The organism is Saccharibacillus sp. JS10 (assembly GCF_024436065.1).
Classification (GTDB): domain Bacteria; phylum Bacillota; class Bacilli; order Paenibacillales; family Paenibacillaceae; genus Saccharibacillus.
The window spans coordinates 308598-323626 of sequence record NZ_JANFNS010000005.1; the positions used below are offsets into that span (position 1 = coordinate 308598).

Sequence of the window (15029 nt, forward strand, 5' to 3'; positions counted from 1 at the left end):
AAGACGCAAAGCTCTAAGCTTCGCGTCTTTCCCCTGACCTATTTCACTTCACTTGCACACGCAACGTTTTAATTTCAAAAGGCGTAAACGCAAGCTCTATTTGCGAAGTCTCACGTCGTACAGCCGCTTCCCTACTATCCGGCTCCAACGGCTGCTCCATCAGATCCGTCTCCGTAATCTCCGCGCAAGGCGTAGCGAATTTCAACTGCGCCTTCGCATCCGTACCCGACGTCTCATACAGCCGCACAATCAGATGATTGGAATCTTCCGCCTTTTTTACTGCTTCAATCATGACATTCGGATGTTCCACTTCGATCCAAGAAAATGCAGTTCTACCTGCTCCGTTAACCGCCGTACCTTCTCCGAACACCGCAATCGGCGTATTCAATTCATATCCTTTGCGGTAAACGCCGCTTTGCACCATATCTCCCGCGTGCGGGTATAGCGCATACACAAATTCATGCTCCGCGCGATCCGCGACCGGGTCGGGATAACTTGGGCTGCGCAGCAGATTGATATCCAGCGTATGCCCTTCCGCGCTATAGCCGTATTTACTGTCGGATAACAGCGCAATGCCATAATCCGGCTGCGACAGATCGATATACTGATGCGCGCAAATCTCGTCTCTTGCAAACTCAATCGCATTGTTGCGCGTCGTCGGACGTTTGAGCATTCCGAACTGAATCTCGCAATTCACATGATCGCTCATGATCTGCACCGGGAACGAAGCACGCAGCATTTTAGAATCTTCATTCCAATTCACCACCGTCTCAAAACGCAGGACATCACTACCCGCTTCCAAAATAATTTTTTGCGTCAACGAGGATTGTCCGAAAACATACTTCTGCTCCAACACCGCACCATTTCCTTCAATATAAGCCTGACTTTCCTCAAGTTCCATCACACCCGCGACCGTATCCCGGTAATCCCGCGCGAAATCCCAGGCATCGCCGCGATCATGGTACACCGTCAACACATTTGCTTTTGCGCCAGGCGCAATCATTTCGCGTTCGCGAACCAACTCCGAACCCAAAGCCCCCTGCGAACGATGAACCAGCGAAGTGATCGCGCCACTCTCATCGAACACGACCCGAAGCTTTTTATTCTCCAAAAGCTGCTCCTGCGCAACTAACCCCACAGTCAATTCTGCCCCCGCTTCCACATCCACCCGATCTTCGGCAGACAGCACCGCATAGCCCATCGACGGAACCGATACCCGGTAATACTCGCCGCCATGCTCAATCACTTCTTCGCGCGTCCACGGCAATGAATTCAGCAGCAACGTCCCGCCTTCTGCCAAGACATCTTCGCCATCGCCGCCACCTTGTAACTCCAACACTTTACGCTGCGCCGATTCCAATAGCTCCATCGTCTCCGCATATAACGCCGCATACCGCTCAAGCGATTCATCGAATACCCGCGTAATCGACGAACCCGGCAAAATATCATGGAATTGATACAGCAACATCTCTTTCCAGATTCGATCCAGCGCTTCGGTCGGATACTGATCATTTTCTGCCGAAGCATCTAGAGCAAGAACCATAGAAGCCGTAAACTCCAATTCGCGCAGCGCTTTTTCCATTTTGCGATTATAGCGTTTGTTCCGGGCTTGCGACGTCAGCGTTCCTTGATGCTTTTCCAAATACAATTCGCCGCGGTACGTCTCGAACTTTTCGCTTTCGGATTCGAGCTTATGGAAAAAATCCACCGAATACTCTTGCACGACAGGCGGCAATCCAAGCAGATTATGTTCACGCGTTAGCCGCTCCAAATGTTCTTCGCCCGGACCGCCTCCGCCGTCGCCGATCCCGAACAACATGAGCGCATGTTCCGAGACGTTTTTGTCCAGATACGATTGTTCGATCTTCGCGAGAGAACGCGGCGCAGCCGGGCCGTTGTACGTATCTTCCGGCGGCAAATGCGTCAAAATCCGGCTTCCGTCGATCCCTTCCCAAAAGAAACTATGATGCGGATGGGTATTGTACACGCTCCACGACAACTTTTGCGTCATCATGTAATCCACGCCGGATTTGCGTAACAACTGCGGCAGACTGCCGCTATATCCGAATACATCCGGTAACCACAGCGTCCGTACGTCTTGACCGAACTCTTGCCGGAAAAAGCGTTTGCCGTACAAAATCTGCCGTACCAAAGCTTCCCCGCCCGAAATATTCGTGTCCGGTTCGACCCACATCGCGCCTTGCAATTCCCAGCGTCCTTCGCGCACCCGCTCGCCGATCTGCGCATACAACTTCGGATCATATTCTTTCATCCATTGGTAGAGCTGCGGCTGGCTGGCACCGAAGATATAATCCGGGTATTTCTCCATATTGCGCAGCACCGTCGAGAACGTTCGAGCGCCTTTGCGAATCGTTTCCCGAATCGGCCACAGCCACGCAAGATCGATATGCGCATGACCGATCGCACTGACGGTAAGCATGGCATCGCCGCCGCGTTTGTCCAATTGAGGTTGCAAAAGTTCATGGGCTGCGTTTACCGAATGGTCGTCGATGATCGAGAGCTTGAGCGACGCTTCGTACAGCGCTTGGATCACGCGGGCGCGCCGGGCACTTTTAATATCGATCTGCTCCGCAAGTTCAATCAACACTTCAAAGTCGTAATACAACTTGCGTACCCATTCGCGGCAGATCGCTATCTGAGCTTCTTTGAGCGTGCCGCTGCGGTAACTTCCGAACAGATCGTTACATCCGGCGTCTGCCCATAGATCGATTTTTTGCCCGGTTTCGGCGGATTGCAGATCCACGACCCTTTTGCCCGGCAGACCAAGCGCCAACTCGAACTCCGAATTGATATTGGTCAATCCTTGACGCGGCGAACCTTCTTCGTCCACTAAACATAATTCGCCGTTCACATCGATCAGCAGCACGATCCGGTTACCCGGTTCTACAGCATACGCAGGAATTTCTCCTTCAAAATGAAACCATGCGCAATCCCATAATTCGCCCCATTGATCGCCCGGCTGTAAAGATTTGCGAACGCCAGACATTCGATTTTCGTAAGCCACGGGCTCCTTGGTCACCCAAGCGGTAGTGCGCAAAGAACCGATCGATTCATAGATGGCGTCACGTAGCCGATTTAGCGTATTTTTAGCTCGATCCAGCATGATTTTCGTATTTTCGTAAGGCATATCTTCAACTCCTATTCACTTTGGATAAAAAAGCCCCACCTTTTTGGCGAATAGTATCAGTTCGTGTTCGGAGTTGTCGATCCTGCCTACAAAGTAAAGAAAACCTGTTTATTTTAAAGAAACATTATAATCTTTGCTTTTACCCTCTATTTAGCGATCGTTTAACCCAAGACCGGATAAAATTCGCGGCGTATGTTTGTCGATTCGAGCTTCGCGCGTTTTGGATTGCTTCGGTTCGGTAAAATGGATCAAATACGCGCGTTGCCGTCCAGGCGTAAGGGATTCGAAAGCTTTTTGCAGCTCCTTGTCTTGATCCAAACGGGTTTGAAATTCAATCGGCACCGCGTATTCTTGCACGGGTTTCAACTCTACTTTTTGCCCCGACTTCTCGATCTGGATCGCTTCTTGCAAATATGCCGCAATCATAGCCGATTGTTCTTCGATCTCGTTCATATCTTTAAAACGTAGCTGACGTGCCGCTTGAACTTTATCCGTTTGCTGGATCAGAGCCGCTTGCGGATCGGTCATCAAAGCACCTTTCATAAACAAAATCGCGCAATATTCTTTGAATCCATGAATCAGAAATACATTATGACCGTCAATGGTGTAGCAAGGCTGACCCCACTTCAAATCTTCTGTCGCGCCGCTCTGCAAAGCCAAATCTCGAAGCGCTACAAATTCAGTATTCCACTGCTTGGATTTTTCCAAAAAAGTATCGACTTTCGGATGCTTGGAATAAGACTCCATCGTTATCCCTCCTGATCTACGATCTCAAACTCTGAACACTTCAAGTATAGGTGAAAAAGGCGAAAAAGAGACTTGTCCCAGCGAACTTTTTGCTTTATTCTGAATCTATAAGAAAATATTTTTCATTTATTATAATTTAAAAAGAAAAAGTTTTTCATAGTATTTCTTAAGGAGGTTTGTGATGTCTGCGCTACTTTCTCTTTTGCACGAACAACTCCAGCACTTCTCGCCTCAAGAAAAACGTCTCGCCGATTATATTTTGCATGATCCTGAACGGGTTCAGCATCTCGGGATTACCGAACTTGCCGCTGAATGCGGCACGAGCCCTGCGACCGTCACCCGGTTTTGCAAATCGCTCCGGTTCAAAGGCTTTCCCGATTTTAAAATGCGATTAATCAGCGAGCTATCTCGCCCGGCGGAAGCCGCGACGTATCAAGATATTGTAGCCGGTAAGCCGCTCAAAGAAATTGCGCTTGCGATTGAAGCGAATCATATGGCATCGATTGTCGATACGACTCGGCTGCTTGATCCCAAAGCGTTGGAAGATGCGGTAACCGCTCTGCAACATGCTCGTCGAATCGATCTGTACGGCATGGGCACTTCGTCGATCGTGACATTGGACTTTTATCAAAAATTGATCCGTATCGGCAAAAGCTGTACGGCATTTTCCGATTCGCATATGCAAATCACATCCGCTTCTACGTTGAACGAAGGCGATGTGGCGCTTGCGATCTCCTACTCGGGCGAAACGCCGGAAACGATCGCCGCGCTGCAATGTGCCAAAGACGCCGGAGCGCTCACATTGTCGCTCACGCGTTATGGAACGAGTGCTTTGCGAGATCTTGCCGATATTCCACTGTTTACTTCATCGCTCGAAGAAGGCGTTCGGCGCGGCGCGATGGCGTCTCGAATCGCCCAACTTCATGTGATTGATATTCTGTTCACCGGTATGGTGAGCGAAGGCTTCGAAGAATATGTTCCGATGTTGGATCAGTCGTATCACAATGTTCGTCAATATCTCAAACCTTCTGGAGGTGCTTCACGATGAATCTATTAACTTTTCGTACCGAACAAGATTTGAACCGTGCCGGAGCGGGCATGATCGCAAGTTTGCTGCAAATTAAACCGAAAGCGGTACTCGGTCTTGCGACCGGCAGTACGCCTATTGGCATCTACGAAGAGTTAGTGCATTTATATCGGAGCGGCAGTTTGAGCTTTGCTAAAGCCAGCTCGTACAACCTGGATGAATATGTGGGATTGTCGGGCAGCCACCCGGCGAGCTATCGCTGCTTTATGAATACGCATCTGTTCGACCAAGTCGATATCGATCCGGCAAATACGCATGTGCCGAACGGGCTTGCGGTAAATTTGGAGCAAGAATGTGCGTATTACGATGCAATGATCGAAGATGCCGGGATCGACTTGCAAGTACTCGGGCTTGGGCATAACGGGCATATCGGATTTAACGAACCGGGCGACGTGTTGGTTGCCGGTACGCATGTGACGGATCTTCAGCAGCAGACGATTGAAGCGAACGCACGCTTTTTCGATTCCGAAGACGATGTACCGAAACAAGCAATCACGATGGGCGTCGCCGGAATCATGAAAACTCGTCAAGTGATGCTCGTTGTACGCGGGGAATCGAAAGCCGCTATTGCAGAGCGCGCACTGACTGGACCGATCACGACCGAATGCCCGGCTTCCCTGCTACAACTCCATCCGAACCTGGTTGTATTGATGGACGAAGGTGCAGGAGCGTGGGCAAAATGAGCAATTCCCGATCAGATCGACAACATTCGCAACCTGACGATAACGGAAGCAACTTGCGCTTTGTGAATGCAAAGATCGTGACGCCGGAAGGCGTGATTGAAAACGGGGTATGCGAAGTGATCGACGGAAAGATTGATTGGATAGGTTCAGTCGATGATATATCGGACCAAAAAGAAATAGATGTTCAATCGCAACATGTGATCGACGCGCAAGGTGGCTGGTTATTGCCGGGGTTCGTGGATATTCATGTTCACGGCGGCATGGGCGAAGATTTTATGGACGCTTCGAAGCCTGACGTATTGGCAAAAATCGCAGCTTTCCACGGCGCGAACGGTTCTACTTCGATGCTTGCGACGACGATGACGGCATCGCACGCCATGATAGACGACGTGCTGGAAGCGGTATGGCATTACCGCAAGCAAGGGGAAAAGCACGGCGCACATATCGAAGGCGTGCATTTGGAAGGGCCGTTTATTAGCCCGAAATGGCCGGGCGCGCAGAACCCGGAGCATATCTCGCCGCCGCGCACCGATTGGTTGATCGACTGGGAAGCTCGCTTTCCCGGTCTGATCCGCCAGCTTACGCTGGCGCCGGAGCGCGAAGGCGCTTTGGATACGATCGCGTGGTTACGCGCGAACGGCATTACGGCGGCGCTTGGTCATACCGACGCCAGTTACGAAGAGGTGTTGGCGGCGATCGATGCCGGCTTGACCCATGCGGTGCATACGTTTAATGCGATGACGCCGCTGCATCATCGCAAGCCCGGCACGGCGGGAGCGGTGCTCGGACAAGGCGAGATTGTCGCGGAAGTGATCGCCGACGGGATTCATGTGCATCCCGGAGCGATCCAGCTTCTTGCGAAGGTGAAGACGGACGGGAATCTCGTCCTCGTCACCGACGCGATGTCCGCCGCGGGGCTCGGCGACGGCGATTACTTTTTGGGCGACCTCCCCGTGGTCGTCAAAGACGGCGTCGCCCTTACGCAGGGCGGCGCGCTCGCAGGCAGCCGCCTCACGATGGCGGAAGGCTTCCGCTTTCTTGTGCAAGAAGCGCGCCTCAGCGTGGAGCGCGCTTCCGACGCGGCGAGCGGCGCCCCGGCTCGGCAAGCCGGCTTGTACGAATTTACCGGCTCGATCCAGCCGGGCAAACGAGCGGACTTCGTCCTTATGGACGCCGCGCTGGAACTGCGCGGCGTCTGGGCGGAAGGCGTTAAGATCGGCTGAGCGAATGGTATATAGGAAGAACCCCAGACTTTTCAACCGTCTGGGGTTCTTTTTTCCTTGGATTCATTTCGATTTTCTTTATGTTCTAGTCACTTCTCAATCAAAATTCATGCCGCGTCACCGTAAACTGAAACACCACGCCAAAAGGATCGCGCACCGCTCCGTATCCTGTACTAAACGAGTTCGCCGCCAAAGGCGCTAAAATTGCCGTTCGAGAATCGGACGTTAATCGCTCATACAAATCCACAATGGCATCGTGATTGCGAGATTGGATACATAACGAAAATTCGTTTCCGCTACTCCATGGCTTTGTGAGATCCAACGCTTCTTCCGCGATCATCAGTTTGTTAGCTCCGATCTGTAGCACCGAATGCGTAATCCAATCTTTCTGCTCCTCTGCATACTCAAAACTTTCATCCATCTTCGCCATATCGGCGTAGCTTACTTTCATCCATACTTTGGCTCCCAACTTCTGTTCATAAAAAGCAATCGCTTCTGCCGCTCGTCCATTCAGCGACAGAAAAGGAATGACTTCCGTTTGCCACTCTGTCATACTTCCATTCGATTGTGCTACATCTTCGTTTTTCATCTTATTCATCTTTTATTCCTCCTCCGATTTCGGTTACACTGACAGCATAATGATTAAAGGTGTCAGTTTATGAACCCGATAAGGAGTTTACTTGAAATAAATCTTCAAAGATCGGAGTACCTGTTATGAAAAAAGCCGAACGCCTGAACGCGATGCAACGTTACGCTTACCGCAAACGCCGTTTTACGCTCCGTGAGTTAATGGATGAATTTCAGATTTCGCGCAGTACCGCTTTGCGCCATATTCAATCGCTCGAAGAACTCGGTCTACCGCTGTTTGCCGAACAGGGTCGGTACGGTGGATACCGCGTGCTTGAGACGGCTTCGCTGCCGCCGGTATCGTTCACGACGAATGAAGTGCTGTCGCTATATTTGGCGATCCAGACTCTACGCGGTTTATCGGGCGATCTTTTCCGTGGTTTGTTTGCTTCCATTGATACAAAGTTTCTGGATGTCGTCTCCGAAACGCAGCGGCAGCAGATCGAACGTATTCAAAACAGGATATCTTTATATCCCAACGAAACCGCCGATCCCGGCGAACATTTGGAGTCTTTGCTACAAGCAGCGGTCGAAAGTCGCGTACTGCAGATTCGGTATGTATCGGGAAAAGGAACCCGCAACGCTATCGATTCTGCATCCCTTCCGCTTCGCCTTATTCAACCTTTTGCCGTCTATGCTTCTCAAGGATTCTGGTATTGCCGCGCTTATGATTTGGATAAACGAGAGTACCGCGTATTTCGCTGCGACCGGATTATCTACACCGAAGCTTCTAGCGAGCCGCCTATCGAAGACTTGCTAATGTACGATTTGCATACCGCGCAAAATCTACGCCAGCCTTCGCCGGAAGCGACTTTTTTCACTTGTTACGTCGCTCCCGACTGTGCCGAGCAATTACGCCTTCAGTTATATCCATCGATGATGCTCGCAAAAGAATCCGATTCTCATCATAACGGATGGTTCCAGTTAAGCGGCAGCTACGAACCTCAAGAAATCGAATTTATCTGTTCGTTCTTATCCCGCTTCGGATCGTGGATCAAGATTACAGAGCCATTAGCGTTGAAAGAACAACTTCGTGCGTATTATATGCGTTTAATTGCCGAACTTTAGAACTTATATTAAGCACAAAAAAACGCTCAATCCCTATCTATTGATAGGAATCAAGCGTTTAATCATTTTATTGAATCCAACGACTATTTCGTCTCCGTCAAACTCCGGGCGATCTCCGACTTTTTCATATCGTGTTCGATCTGTTCGTCGAGATCGTAAGGATGGTACATTTCGTTTTCGATCATATAGTCGGCGATTTTTTGATGCGTTTTAATCGCGGTGTCCAGTTGGGATTTGAGGACTTTGCGCACTTTCGGCGAAGCCGCTTCAGTCAGCGCTACCGCATACGAACGTACCGCAGTTTTCGCCGACAATAACATATCCGTCGCAATCGCCATATCGTCCATCGGCGTAACGGCTTTGACTAACGTTTCTTTGGTCATCGATTTAGGTGTAGTCATCTGTAATCCCTCCTTAGCTGATTAAAAGTGCTTTCAGTTCGTCGACCGCTTGCGCTGAATTTTCGATATCTTCTTCGATCAAGGCTTTCAATTTCTCGTCTTGCACCAATCCGGACATTGCGACCGCTTTTGTCACGCAAGACGTTTTGAGGATTAACAATTCGTGGACTTCGAGTTTCTCGTGTAGCGCTAGCTCTTTTGTTGCCATCTCGACGCACCTCCAAATGTTTTGAGCAGATTATTCAACCTGCATTTTGTTCTTCCTTTTTGTACCCGTCCCTCCAGCAAAATAAACCATCATTTAATTAAATTTTTCCAGTTGTCGATTTTGGTTTGAACGATCCTCTTTTCGTCTACATATATTCGTTAAGCCCAATTATTTTTGATCTATTTAAGACGTTCTTTCCATTCCCTATCCCACAAATATTGGAGCACAAAAAAAGCCCTCCCACCTTCCTCCGAAGGTAAAAGAACTTTTTTGTCGCCTCCCGAAAACATGAGGACGGAAGGGATCGATTCGCGTAGAAACGAAGTACTCGCCTTTGAAAATGGAAAACCTCCTATCACTTACTCCAATCAAAGTTTCCCATTTTCAACAAGCGATCGAAACGAATCGACCCCTTCCCTAGACGCACATACCTACCTCAATGCTCATTAGAAACAAACCAGTTATTTAACCGACCCCACCATACCCGCAACAAAGTGTTTCTGCATCAAGAAGAACACCAAAGCCGTAGGAATTGTCGAGATCACGATTGCCATCATGATCATGCCGTAATCCGGTGCGTATCCCGAACCGAGATTCGAAATGAGCAATGGGATCGTTTGATTTTCAGGCGATTGCAAGATAACGAGTGGCCACATGTAGTTGTTCCAGCTCGCCATGAATGTGATGATTGCAGCTGCCGCATACGTTGTTTTCATCGTAGGCAAGTAGATACGGAAGAACAATCCGAGTTCCGTCAATCCGTCCATACGTCCAGCTTCCAACAGTTCACGCGGGAACATTTTGGTACTTTGCCGGAAAAAGAAGATCAAGAACGCGGTGGTAAATGTCGGAATCACAACCGCCGCCGGTGTATCGATCCCGAATGTCGGGAAGAAGTTGGTGATCTTACCGAACATGCGATACAAAGGAACCATCAGTGCCGCGAACGGAATCATCATCGACAGCAGCAAGATCGAGAATACAACGTCTTTTGCTTTACTGCGATAGATTTCGAACCCGTAACCTGCGAGCGAAGCGATCAGCATTGCCAAGATCGTGGTCGAGATCGCGATTTTAGCCGAGTTGCCCATCGCGCTCCAAATATCGACGCTGGACGTTAACTTTTGCAAGTTGTCTAGAAAGTGCGTACCTGGAAGCAGACGGCCTTTTGTAACATCAACCGATAAGTTCGTCGAGCTTACGATCATCCAGAAGAACGGGAAGATCGAGACAAATGCGGCCAGAGACAAGAACAGATACATAGAGGCTCTTTTTGCTTTAAGCATTTCGATCACCTGCCACTTTGAATTGGATGAACGCCAAGATGACGATCATGATTACGATCGAATACGATACCGTTGCCGCATAACCGAAGTCTGCGGAGTATTCGAACGACAAGTTGTAGATATATTGCGAAATGGTGGTCGTTGCGTTACCCGGACCGCCTTTTGTGATGTTCATAACTTCATCGAACAATTGAAGCGTACCGATCGTCGATGTAATCGAAGTGAACAAAATGATCGGTTTGAGCAGCGGAATCGTGATGCTGAAAAATTGACGAACTGCCGAAGCGCCATCGATACGTGCTGCTTCGTAGATCGATTGGTCGATATTTTGCAGACCCGACAGGTAGAAGATCATGTTGTAGCCTGTCCAGCGCCATGTGATCGCGATGATGATCGTCACTTTTGCCCAGAACGGATCGGAGATCCATTGAATCGGCGCGCTGATAATATGAATATTCATCAGCATTTCATTGACCAGACCGTTCGGTGCGAACAGGTATTTGAATACGATCGAATACGCAACGAGCGAAGTGATCGCTGGCAAGAAGATCGCGGTACGGAAAAATCCTTTGAATTTCAAGTTACGATCGTTTAGGAGTACCGAGAAGAACATCGCCAAGATGATCATGATCGGAACTTGGAACAGCAAATAGATAAATGTGTTGGTTACAGCAGTCAAGAACATTTTATCCGTAAACAGCCTTTGGTAGTTACCAATGCCGTTAAATTTCATATTGATGCCTGTTCCTGTCTGGAACGACAAGATCAGAGCTTGGATCATCGGATAGAAGTAGAAAGCGGCAATCATAATTACAGCTAAAGCGATAAAGAGCCAGCCAACAATACCGGTTTTAAAACGGTTGCTGCGGCTAGAGCGAAATACATTACTGCTGCCCGGACCGGCTGCGGAATTTGTAGTTTTCATCCGACATTCCTCCTTAAGGATAGACATTAAATGCTGCGAACTCGTGTTACAAAGACATAATAAATCATGGCGGAAAAGCCCCGCGCCCGTGTTGTACATCCAAGCTAGGCTTGAATATGCAACGCGCAGGCGGGAATTCGCCGCTTGCTTTAGAGCCTAAGCGAAGAAGGAGGAACGCGGCGCACCGGCGAGCGGCGCGTTCGCGTTCCTTCTTTTTTTGCGCTTAGTCTATCTTATTTCAATTGAGCTTCTGCTTGTGCTTGAGTATCGTTCATAACTGCGTCTACGTCTTTGCTACCGTTCAGGTAGTTTTGAACTTCTGCGGACAGGATATCTTCGATTGCGTAAGTGTGCAGACCGAAGTTAACTTTAGGAACTTCTGTTGTCCATTTTGCGAAGTCGGAGTAGATTTTTTGACCGCCGAAGAATTCGTCTGGTTGCTCGTAAGCTTCGCCGCCAGCAGCTGCTTTAAGCGTACCCAGTACACCGATTTTGCTCAGCAATTCTTGGTACAGTTCTGCGTCAGAACCGAATGTGTCAGCCATAAAGTCTGCAGCTGTGTCTTGACCGTCTACGTTCATTACGTACCACGAGCTACCGCCCGAGTTCGATGCGTTTACGGAGTTCGGTGTATCTTTCAGACGAGGAATCGGAACAACAGCCCATTTACCGGATTGCGAAGCTTCAGCTTTCACGGAAGGCGTGATCCAGTTTCCTGTTGGCACGGAAGCAACGTCGCCGCTGTTGAATGCAGCTACGAATTGGCTCCAGTCGGAGTTCAATTTAACAATATCAGCGTCGAACATCGATTTGTACAGTTCAAGAGCTTCTTTGAATGCTGCGTTTCCAGCGATGTTAGGCGTTACACCGTCTTCTTTCAAGTACCACGAACCTGCCGATTGCAGCATGACGCGCAGTGTACCCAGATCGTTAGGATCTTGAGTCAGCATGTCTTTACCTGTTGCTGCTTTGATCTTTTTACCGATTTCGATAAATTGATCCCAATCGATATTCGTTACGTCTTTCAACGTGTAACCCGCTTGCTCCAAGTAGTCCGTACGGATGTAGAATCCAGTTACGCCGGAGTCGAATGGAATACCGTATTGTTTGCCGTCGAAGCTTGTTGGACCTGCTTTGTAATCTGCGAAGTCTTCAGCTTTGATCTTGTCGGACATATCGCGGAAAGCATCTGGATACGCTTGCAAGAAGTTTTGAGCACGGTAATCTTCGATCAAGACAACGTTAGGAAGACCTTTTGTTGTACCGGAGTTCAGACCTGTGTTCAACTTTTGCACGATATCCGCTTGTGCGTTTTCAACGATGTTGATTGTCACGTCTGGATGATCTTTCGCATATTTTTCTTTAGCCAAGTTCAGTGCTGCGATGTTGAAGTTCGGGTCCCATGCCCAAATTGTAATTTCTTTCTTCGCTGCATCGCCGCTGCCGCCGCTTGCTGCTGTTTCCGTATTACCGCCGCCACCCGAACAAGCCGAAAGCATCAATGCGGATGCTGCCAAAGGCAACAAAATCTTTTTCCAATTCTTCATCTTTTTCTCATCTCCCCGTAGGTGATAGTAATATGACCCCTAGTCATTGTGGTATTACTGTGAAAATTAATGTTGTAAGCGGTTGCTTTACGAGAATTATCTTAGCACTATCTAACATCGCGAAGTTAGGAATATCTTTACACGGAATAGGGAAATCGTTATATCTAATAAAAATGATAGCGTTATCATTAGTAATATATTTAGAAAAGAGTAAATTTTAAAGTTCGATTGTTTTTTTAAAATAAGAAAAAGAAAATCATGGAAGCGTTTGATTTAAACGTCTTCCATGATTAAAGGTAAAGTGATTTTCACTTTTGTGCCTTCGCCTTTACGGCTTTCGATGGTCACTCCATAGTCGTCGCCATAGAGCAGCGTAATCCGATTATGCACATTTTGTACGCCGATTCCGCTAAATAATTGTCGTTTGCTTTTCGGATTTGGCAAAGAAGTCCCCATATCGGTTCCGGTCCATTCTTGCGTGCTATCCATCCCGTCTCCATTATCGCTCACTTCACAAATGAGCTTGCCATCTGCTTGAGAGACAAGAATATAGATCATGCCGGATTGTTTTTCATTAAACGCATGGAAAAACGCATTTTCGATAAACGGTTGAATAATCAGCTTAGGAACTCGGTACTGCATACAATCCGGCGCGGCAAATACATTTACACGAATCCGATCGCCATAACGCGCGTGATTGATAAAGATATAATTTCGCATATTTTCCAATTCATGCTCGATCGTAATCGTTTCGCTCACATTGCTAATCGTATTTTGTAATAACGAAATCAGTGCATTGATGGTTTCCCCTGCGGCTTCTTTGTCGCCTTTTTGCACCAAAATTTTGATCGAAGCCAAAGTATTGTACAAAAAGTGCGGATTGATCTGACGTTGCAGCGCCGCAAGTTCTGCGTTTCTGCGTTCTTTTTGCGTCTGTAGCAGCCTTGCAATATAGTCGTTCAGTTCATCAAGCATATAGTTATACGCTCGACTGAGTTCTTGTACTTCATATCCCGATGATTCGGTGACTCGAATATAATTATCGAAATCTTTTTGCGTCACGGTGGACATTTGCCGAACCAGCACGGTTAACGAACGCGTTTGACGCCTTGTAATGATAAATACGAGCAGCAATGCCGCACCGACAATCAGCCCGCCAACCAATACAAGATCTCGAAAGTTCACGATTTTGCCGGCTGCGTAATTTCGATCTATCAAATTTACCAAATAAAAATCGTATTCGGGAATATAGCTGGACAATATAATCGAACTCCGCCCAAACACCTCGCCGTTTCGTCGCACGACTTCTTCACCTTTAGACGCGGATTCGGTGTAACTCAGCAATGTTTTGGATACGGTACCGATCCACTTCGTCTGGTTACTGGACACAATGCGTCCCGTAGAATCCATAATGACAACATCATTACCTGCATTCGTAAAGTTGCCGTAGAACCTTCGAAACTCGTCTTCACGCATCGAAATATACAAGTTTCCATAGATATAACCTGTCGTTCGTTCCATTAAAGCTTTAGACGCAATAATATACGGAACCGGTCTGCCGTCTTCGCCGCGTTCCATATCGTACTGATAAATCAGCCGCCGTGGTTCTTTTTCTATACGCTGGGACAAAGGATGTCCGACTAATCGATCAGCAGGAACAGGCCAATAGTTACGATCTGTCGAATAGTTACGTCCATTGACACCTACCGCGGTTAAGCCGACGCCATACGCATCCACATTAGATTTGGCACGTCTCATTTGTTGATTCATCCCAAAATACGTATTTGCCATCCGTACGGAGTTCGATTCGCCGCCGCTCAGATACGTTTTGATCGTGCCATTTTGCGCGGCATAGGTCGCTGCATTGACTACCGAGTCATTAAAAGACTCCAGTCCAGTCCGAATTTGGTTCAGCACCTTCGAGTTCGTGATGCCAAACGTTTCGGTAAAAAGTCGCTCCGACATCCGGATCGTCACAAGCGATGTTACGATCGAGACGGTCACTGTACTTACGACCATGACGAGAAATAGCTTCACGAAAAGACGCTGCGCGTGAAACCTTCGCCAATATGCTTTCAT

Annotated in this window: 13 protein-coding genes; 4 read left to right on the plus strand and 9 right to left on the minus strand. The window is 48.3% G+C overall.

The genetic code is table 11. From position 1 onward, the window contains the following. Positions 1 to 43 precede the first annotated feature (43 nt). Positions 44 to 3148, minus strand: a complete 3105-nt coding sequence (locus NOM90_RS16460; protein WP_255943489.1) for an alpha-mannosidase — start codon at positions 3146 to 3148, stop codon at positions 44 to 46. A 150-nt stretch (positions 3149 to 3298) separates the two neighbouring features. Beyond that, positions 3299 to 3895: a YdeI/OmpD-associated family protein gene (locus tag NOM90_RS16465; protein WP_255943491.1), complete on the minus strand. Its 597-nt coding sequence runs from the start codon at positions 3893 to 3895 to the stop codon at positions 3299 to 3301. Positions 3896 to 4076: 181 nt separating this feature from the next. Between NOM90_RS16465 and NOM90_RS16470 the strand changes: the two genes are divergently transcribed. From NOM90_RS16470 to nagA, 3 genes are read left to right on the plus strand one after another with little or no spacing between them, the layout of a single operon-like run. After that, positions 4077 to 4943: a MurR/RpiR family transcriptional regulator gene (locus tag NOM90_RS16470; RefSeq protein WP_255943493.1), complete on the plus strand. Its 867-nt coding sequence runs from the start codon at positions 4077 to 4079 to the stop codon at positions 4941 to 4943. After that, positions 4940 to 5665 carry a glucosamine-6-phosphate deaminase gene (gene nagB, locus NOM90_RS16475; protein ID WP_255943495.1) on the plus strand — a complete coding sequence of 242 codons (726 nt, stop codon included), beginning with the start codon at positions 4940 to 4942 and terminating at the stop codon, positions 5663 to 5665. Before NOM90_RS16470 ends, nagB begins: the two co-directional genes overlap by 4 nt. Beyond that, positions 5662 to 6888 (plus strand): N-acetylglucosamine-6-phosphate deacetylase, encoded by a 1227-nt coding sequence (gene nagA, locus NOM90_RS16480; RefSeq protein ID WP_255943497.1) that lies wholly within the window; start codon positions 5662 to 5664, stop codon positions 6886 to 6888. The genes nagB and nagA overlap by 4 nt, the downstream gene beginning before the upstream one ends. A gap of 100 nt (positions 6889 to 6988) precedes the next feature. Here nagA and NOM90_RS16485 read toward each other — a convergent pair whose 3' ends face one another. Further along, positions 6989 to 7477, minus strand: coding sequence for a VOC family protein (locus tag NOM90_RS16485; RefSeq protein ID WP_255943591.1), 489 nt, complete (start codon positions 7475 to 7477; stop codon positions 6989 to 6991). 125 nt (positions 7478 to 7602) lie between these two features. Between NOM90_RS16485 and NOM90_RS16490 the strand changes: the two genes are divergently transcribed. Next, positions 7603 to 8583 carry a helix-turn-helix transcriptional regulator gene (locus NOM90_RS16490; protein ID WP_255943499.1) on the plus strand — a complete coding sequence of 327 codons (981 nt, stop codon included), beginning with the start codon at positions 7603 to 7605 and terminating at the stop codon, positions 8581 to 8583. An 83-nt stretch (positions 8584 to 8666) separates the two neighbouring features. Here NOM90_RS16490 and NOM90_RS16495 read toward each other — a convergent pair whose 3' ends face one another. The 6 genes from NOM90_RS16495 to NOM90_RS16520 all read right to left on the minus strand — a co-directional run bounded on the left by NOM90_RS16495 (position 8667) and on the right by NOM90_RS16520 (position 15029). After that, on the minus strand, positions 8667 to 8984 hold the full coding sequence (locus NOM90_RS16495) for a spore coat protein (RefSeq protein ID WP_255943500.1): 318 nt from the start codon (positions 8982 to 8984) through the stop codon (positions 8667 to 8669). A gap of 13 nt (positions 8985 to 8997) precedes the next feature. Beyond that, positions 8998 to 9192 (minus strand): spore coat protein, encoded by a 195-nt coding sequence (locus tag NOM90_RS16500; protein ID WP_255943501.1) that lies wholly within the window; start codon positions 9190 to 9192, stop codon positions 8998 to 9000. 461 nt (positions 9193 to 9653) lie between these two features. Then, entirely contained in the window at positions 9654 to 10478 is an 825-nt protein-coding gene (locus NOM90_RS16505) for a carbohydrate ABC transporter permease (protein WP_255943503.1), read from the minus strand. Further along, positions 10471 to 11403, minus strand: a complete 933-nt coding sequence (locus NOM90_RS16510) for a carbohydrate ABC transporter permease (protein WP_255943505.1) — start codon at positions 11401 to 11403, stop codon at positions 10471 to 10473. Before NOM90_RS16510 ends, NOM90_RS16505 begins: the two co-directional genes overlap by 8 nt. A gap of 233 nt (positions 11404 to 11636) precedes the next feature. Further along, positions 11637 to 12950 (minus strand): ABC transporter substrate-binding protein, encoded by a 1314-nt coding sequence (locus NOM90_RS16515; RefSeq protein WP_255943507.1) that lies wholly within the window; start codon positions 12948 to 12950, stop codon positions 11637 to 11639. 273 nt (positions 12951 to 13223) lie between these two features. After that, positions 13224 to 15029: a sensor histidine kinase gene (locus NOM90_RS16520; RefSeq protein ID WP_255943509.1), complete on the minus strand. Its 1806-nt coding sequence runs from the start codon at positions 15027 to 15029 to the stop codon at positions 13224 to 13226.

Bases quoted from the DNA above. Each gene is read 5' to 3' on its own strand.
- NOM90_RS16460 (WP_255943489.1), bottom strand. From the start codon at position 3,148: ATGCCTTACGAAAATACGAAAATCATGCTGGATCGAGCTAAAAATACG.
- NOM90_RS16465 (WP_255943491.1), bottom strand. From the start codon at position 3,895: ATGGAGTCTTATTCCAAGCATCCGAAAGTCGATACTTTTTTGGAAAAA.
- NOM90_RS16470 (WP_255943493.1), top strand. From the start codon at position 4,077: ATGTCTGCGCTACTTTCTCTTTTGCACGAACAACTCCAGCACTTCTCG.
- nagB (WP_255943495.1), top strand. From the start codon at position 4,940: ATGAATCTATTAACTTTTCGTACCGAACAAGATTTGAACCGTGCCGGA.
- nagA (WP_255943497.1), top strand. From the start codon at position 5,662: ATGAGCAATTCCCGATCAGATCGACAACATTCGCAACCTGACGATAAC.
- NOM90_RS16485 (WP_255943591.1), bottom strand. From the start codon at position 7,477: ATGAAAAACGAAGATGTAGCACAATCGAATGGAAGTATGACAGAGTGG.
- NOM90_RS16490 (WP_255943499.1), top strand. From the start codon at position 7,603: ATGAAAAAAGCCGAACGCCTGAACGCGATGCAACGTTACGCTTACCGC.
- NOM90_RS16495 (WP_255943500.1), bottom strand. From the start codon at position 8,984: ATGACTACACCTAAATCGATGACCAAAGAAACGTTAGTCAAAGCCGTT.
- NOM90_RS16500 (WP_255943501.1), bottom strand. From the start codon at position 9,192: ATGGCAACAAAAGAGCTAGCGCTACACGAGAAACTCGAAGTCCACGAA.
- NOM90_RS16505 (WP_255943503.1), bottom strand. From the start codon at position 10,478: ATGCTTAAAGCAAAAAGAGCCTCTATGTATCTGTTCTTGTCTCTGGCC.
- NOM90_RS16510 (WP_255943505.1), bottom strand. From the start codon at position 11,403: ATGAAAACTACAAATTCCGCAGCCGGTCCGGGCAGCAGTAATGTATTT.
- NOM90_RS16515 (WP_255943507.1), bottom strand. From the start codon at position 12,950: ATGAAGAATTGGAAAAAGATTTTGTTGCCTTTGGCAGCATCCGCATTG.
- NOM90_RS16520 (WP_255943509.1), bottom strand. From the start codon at position 15,029: ATGAAAGCATATTGGCGAAGGTTTCACGCGCAGCGTCTTTTCGTGAAG.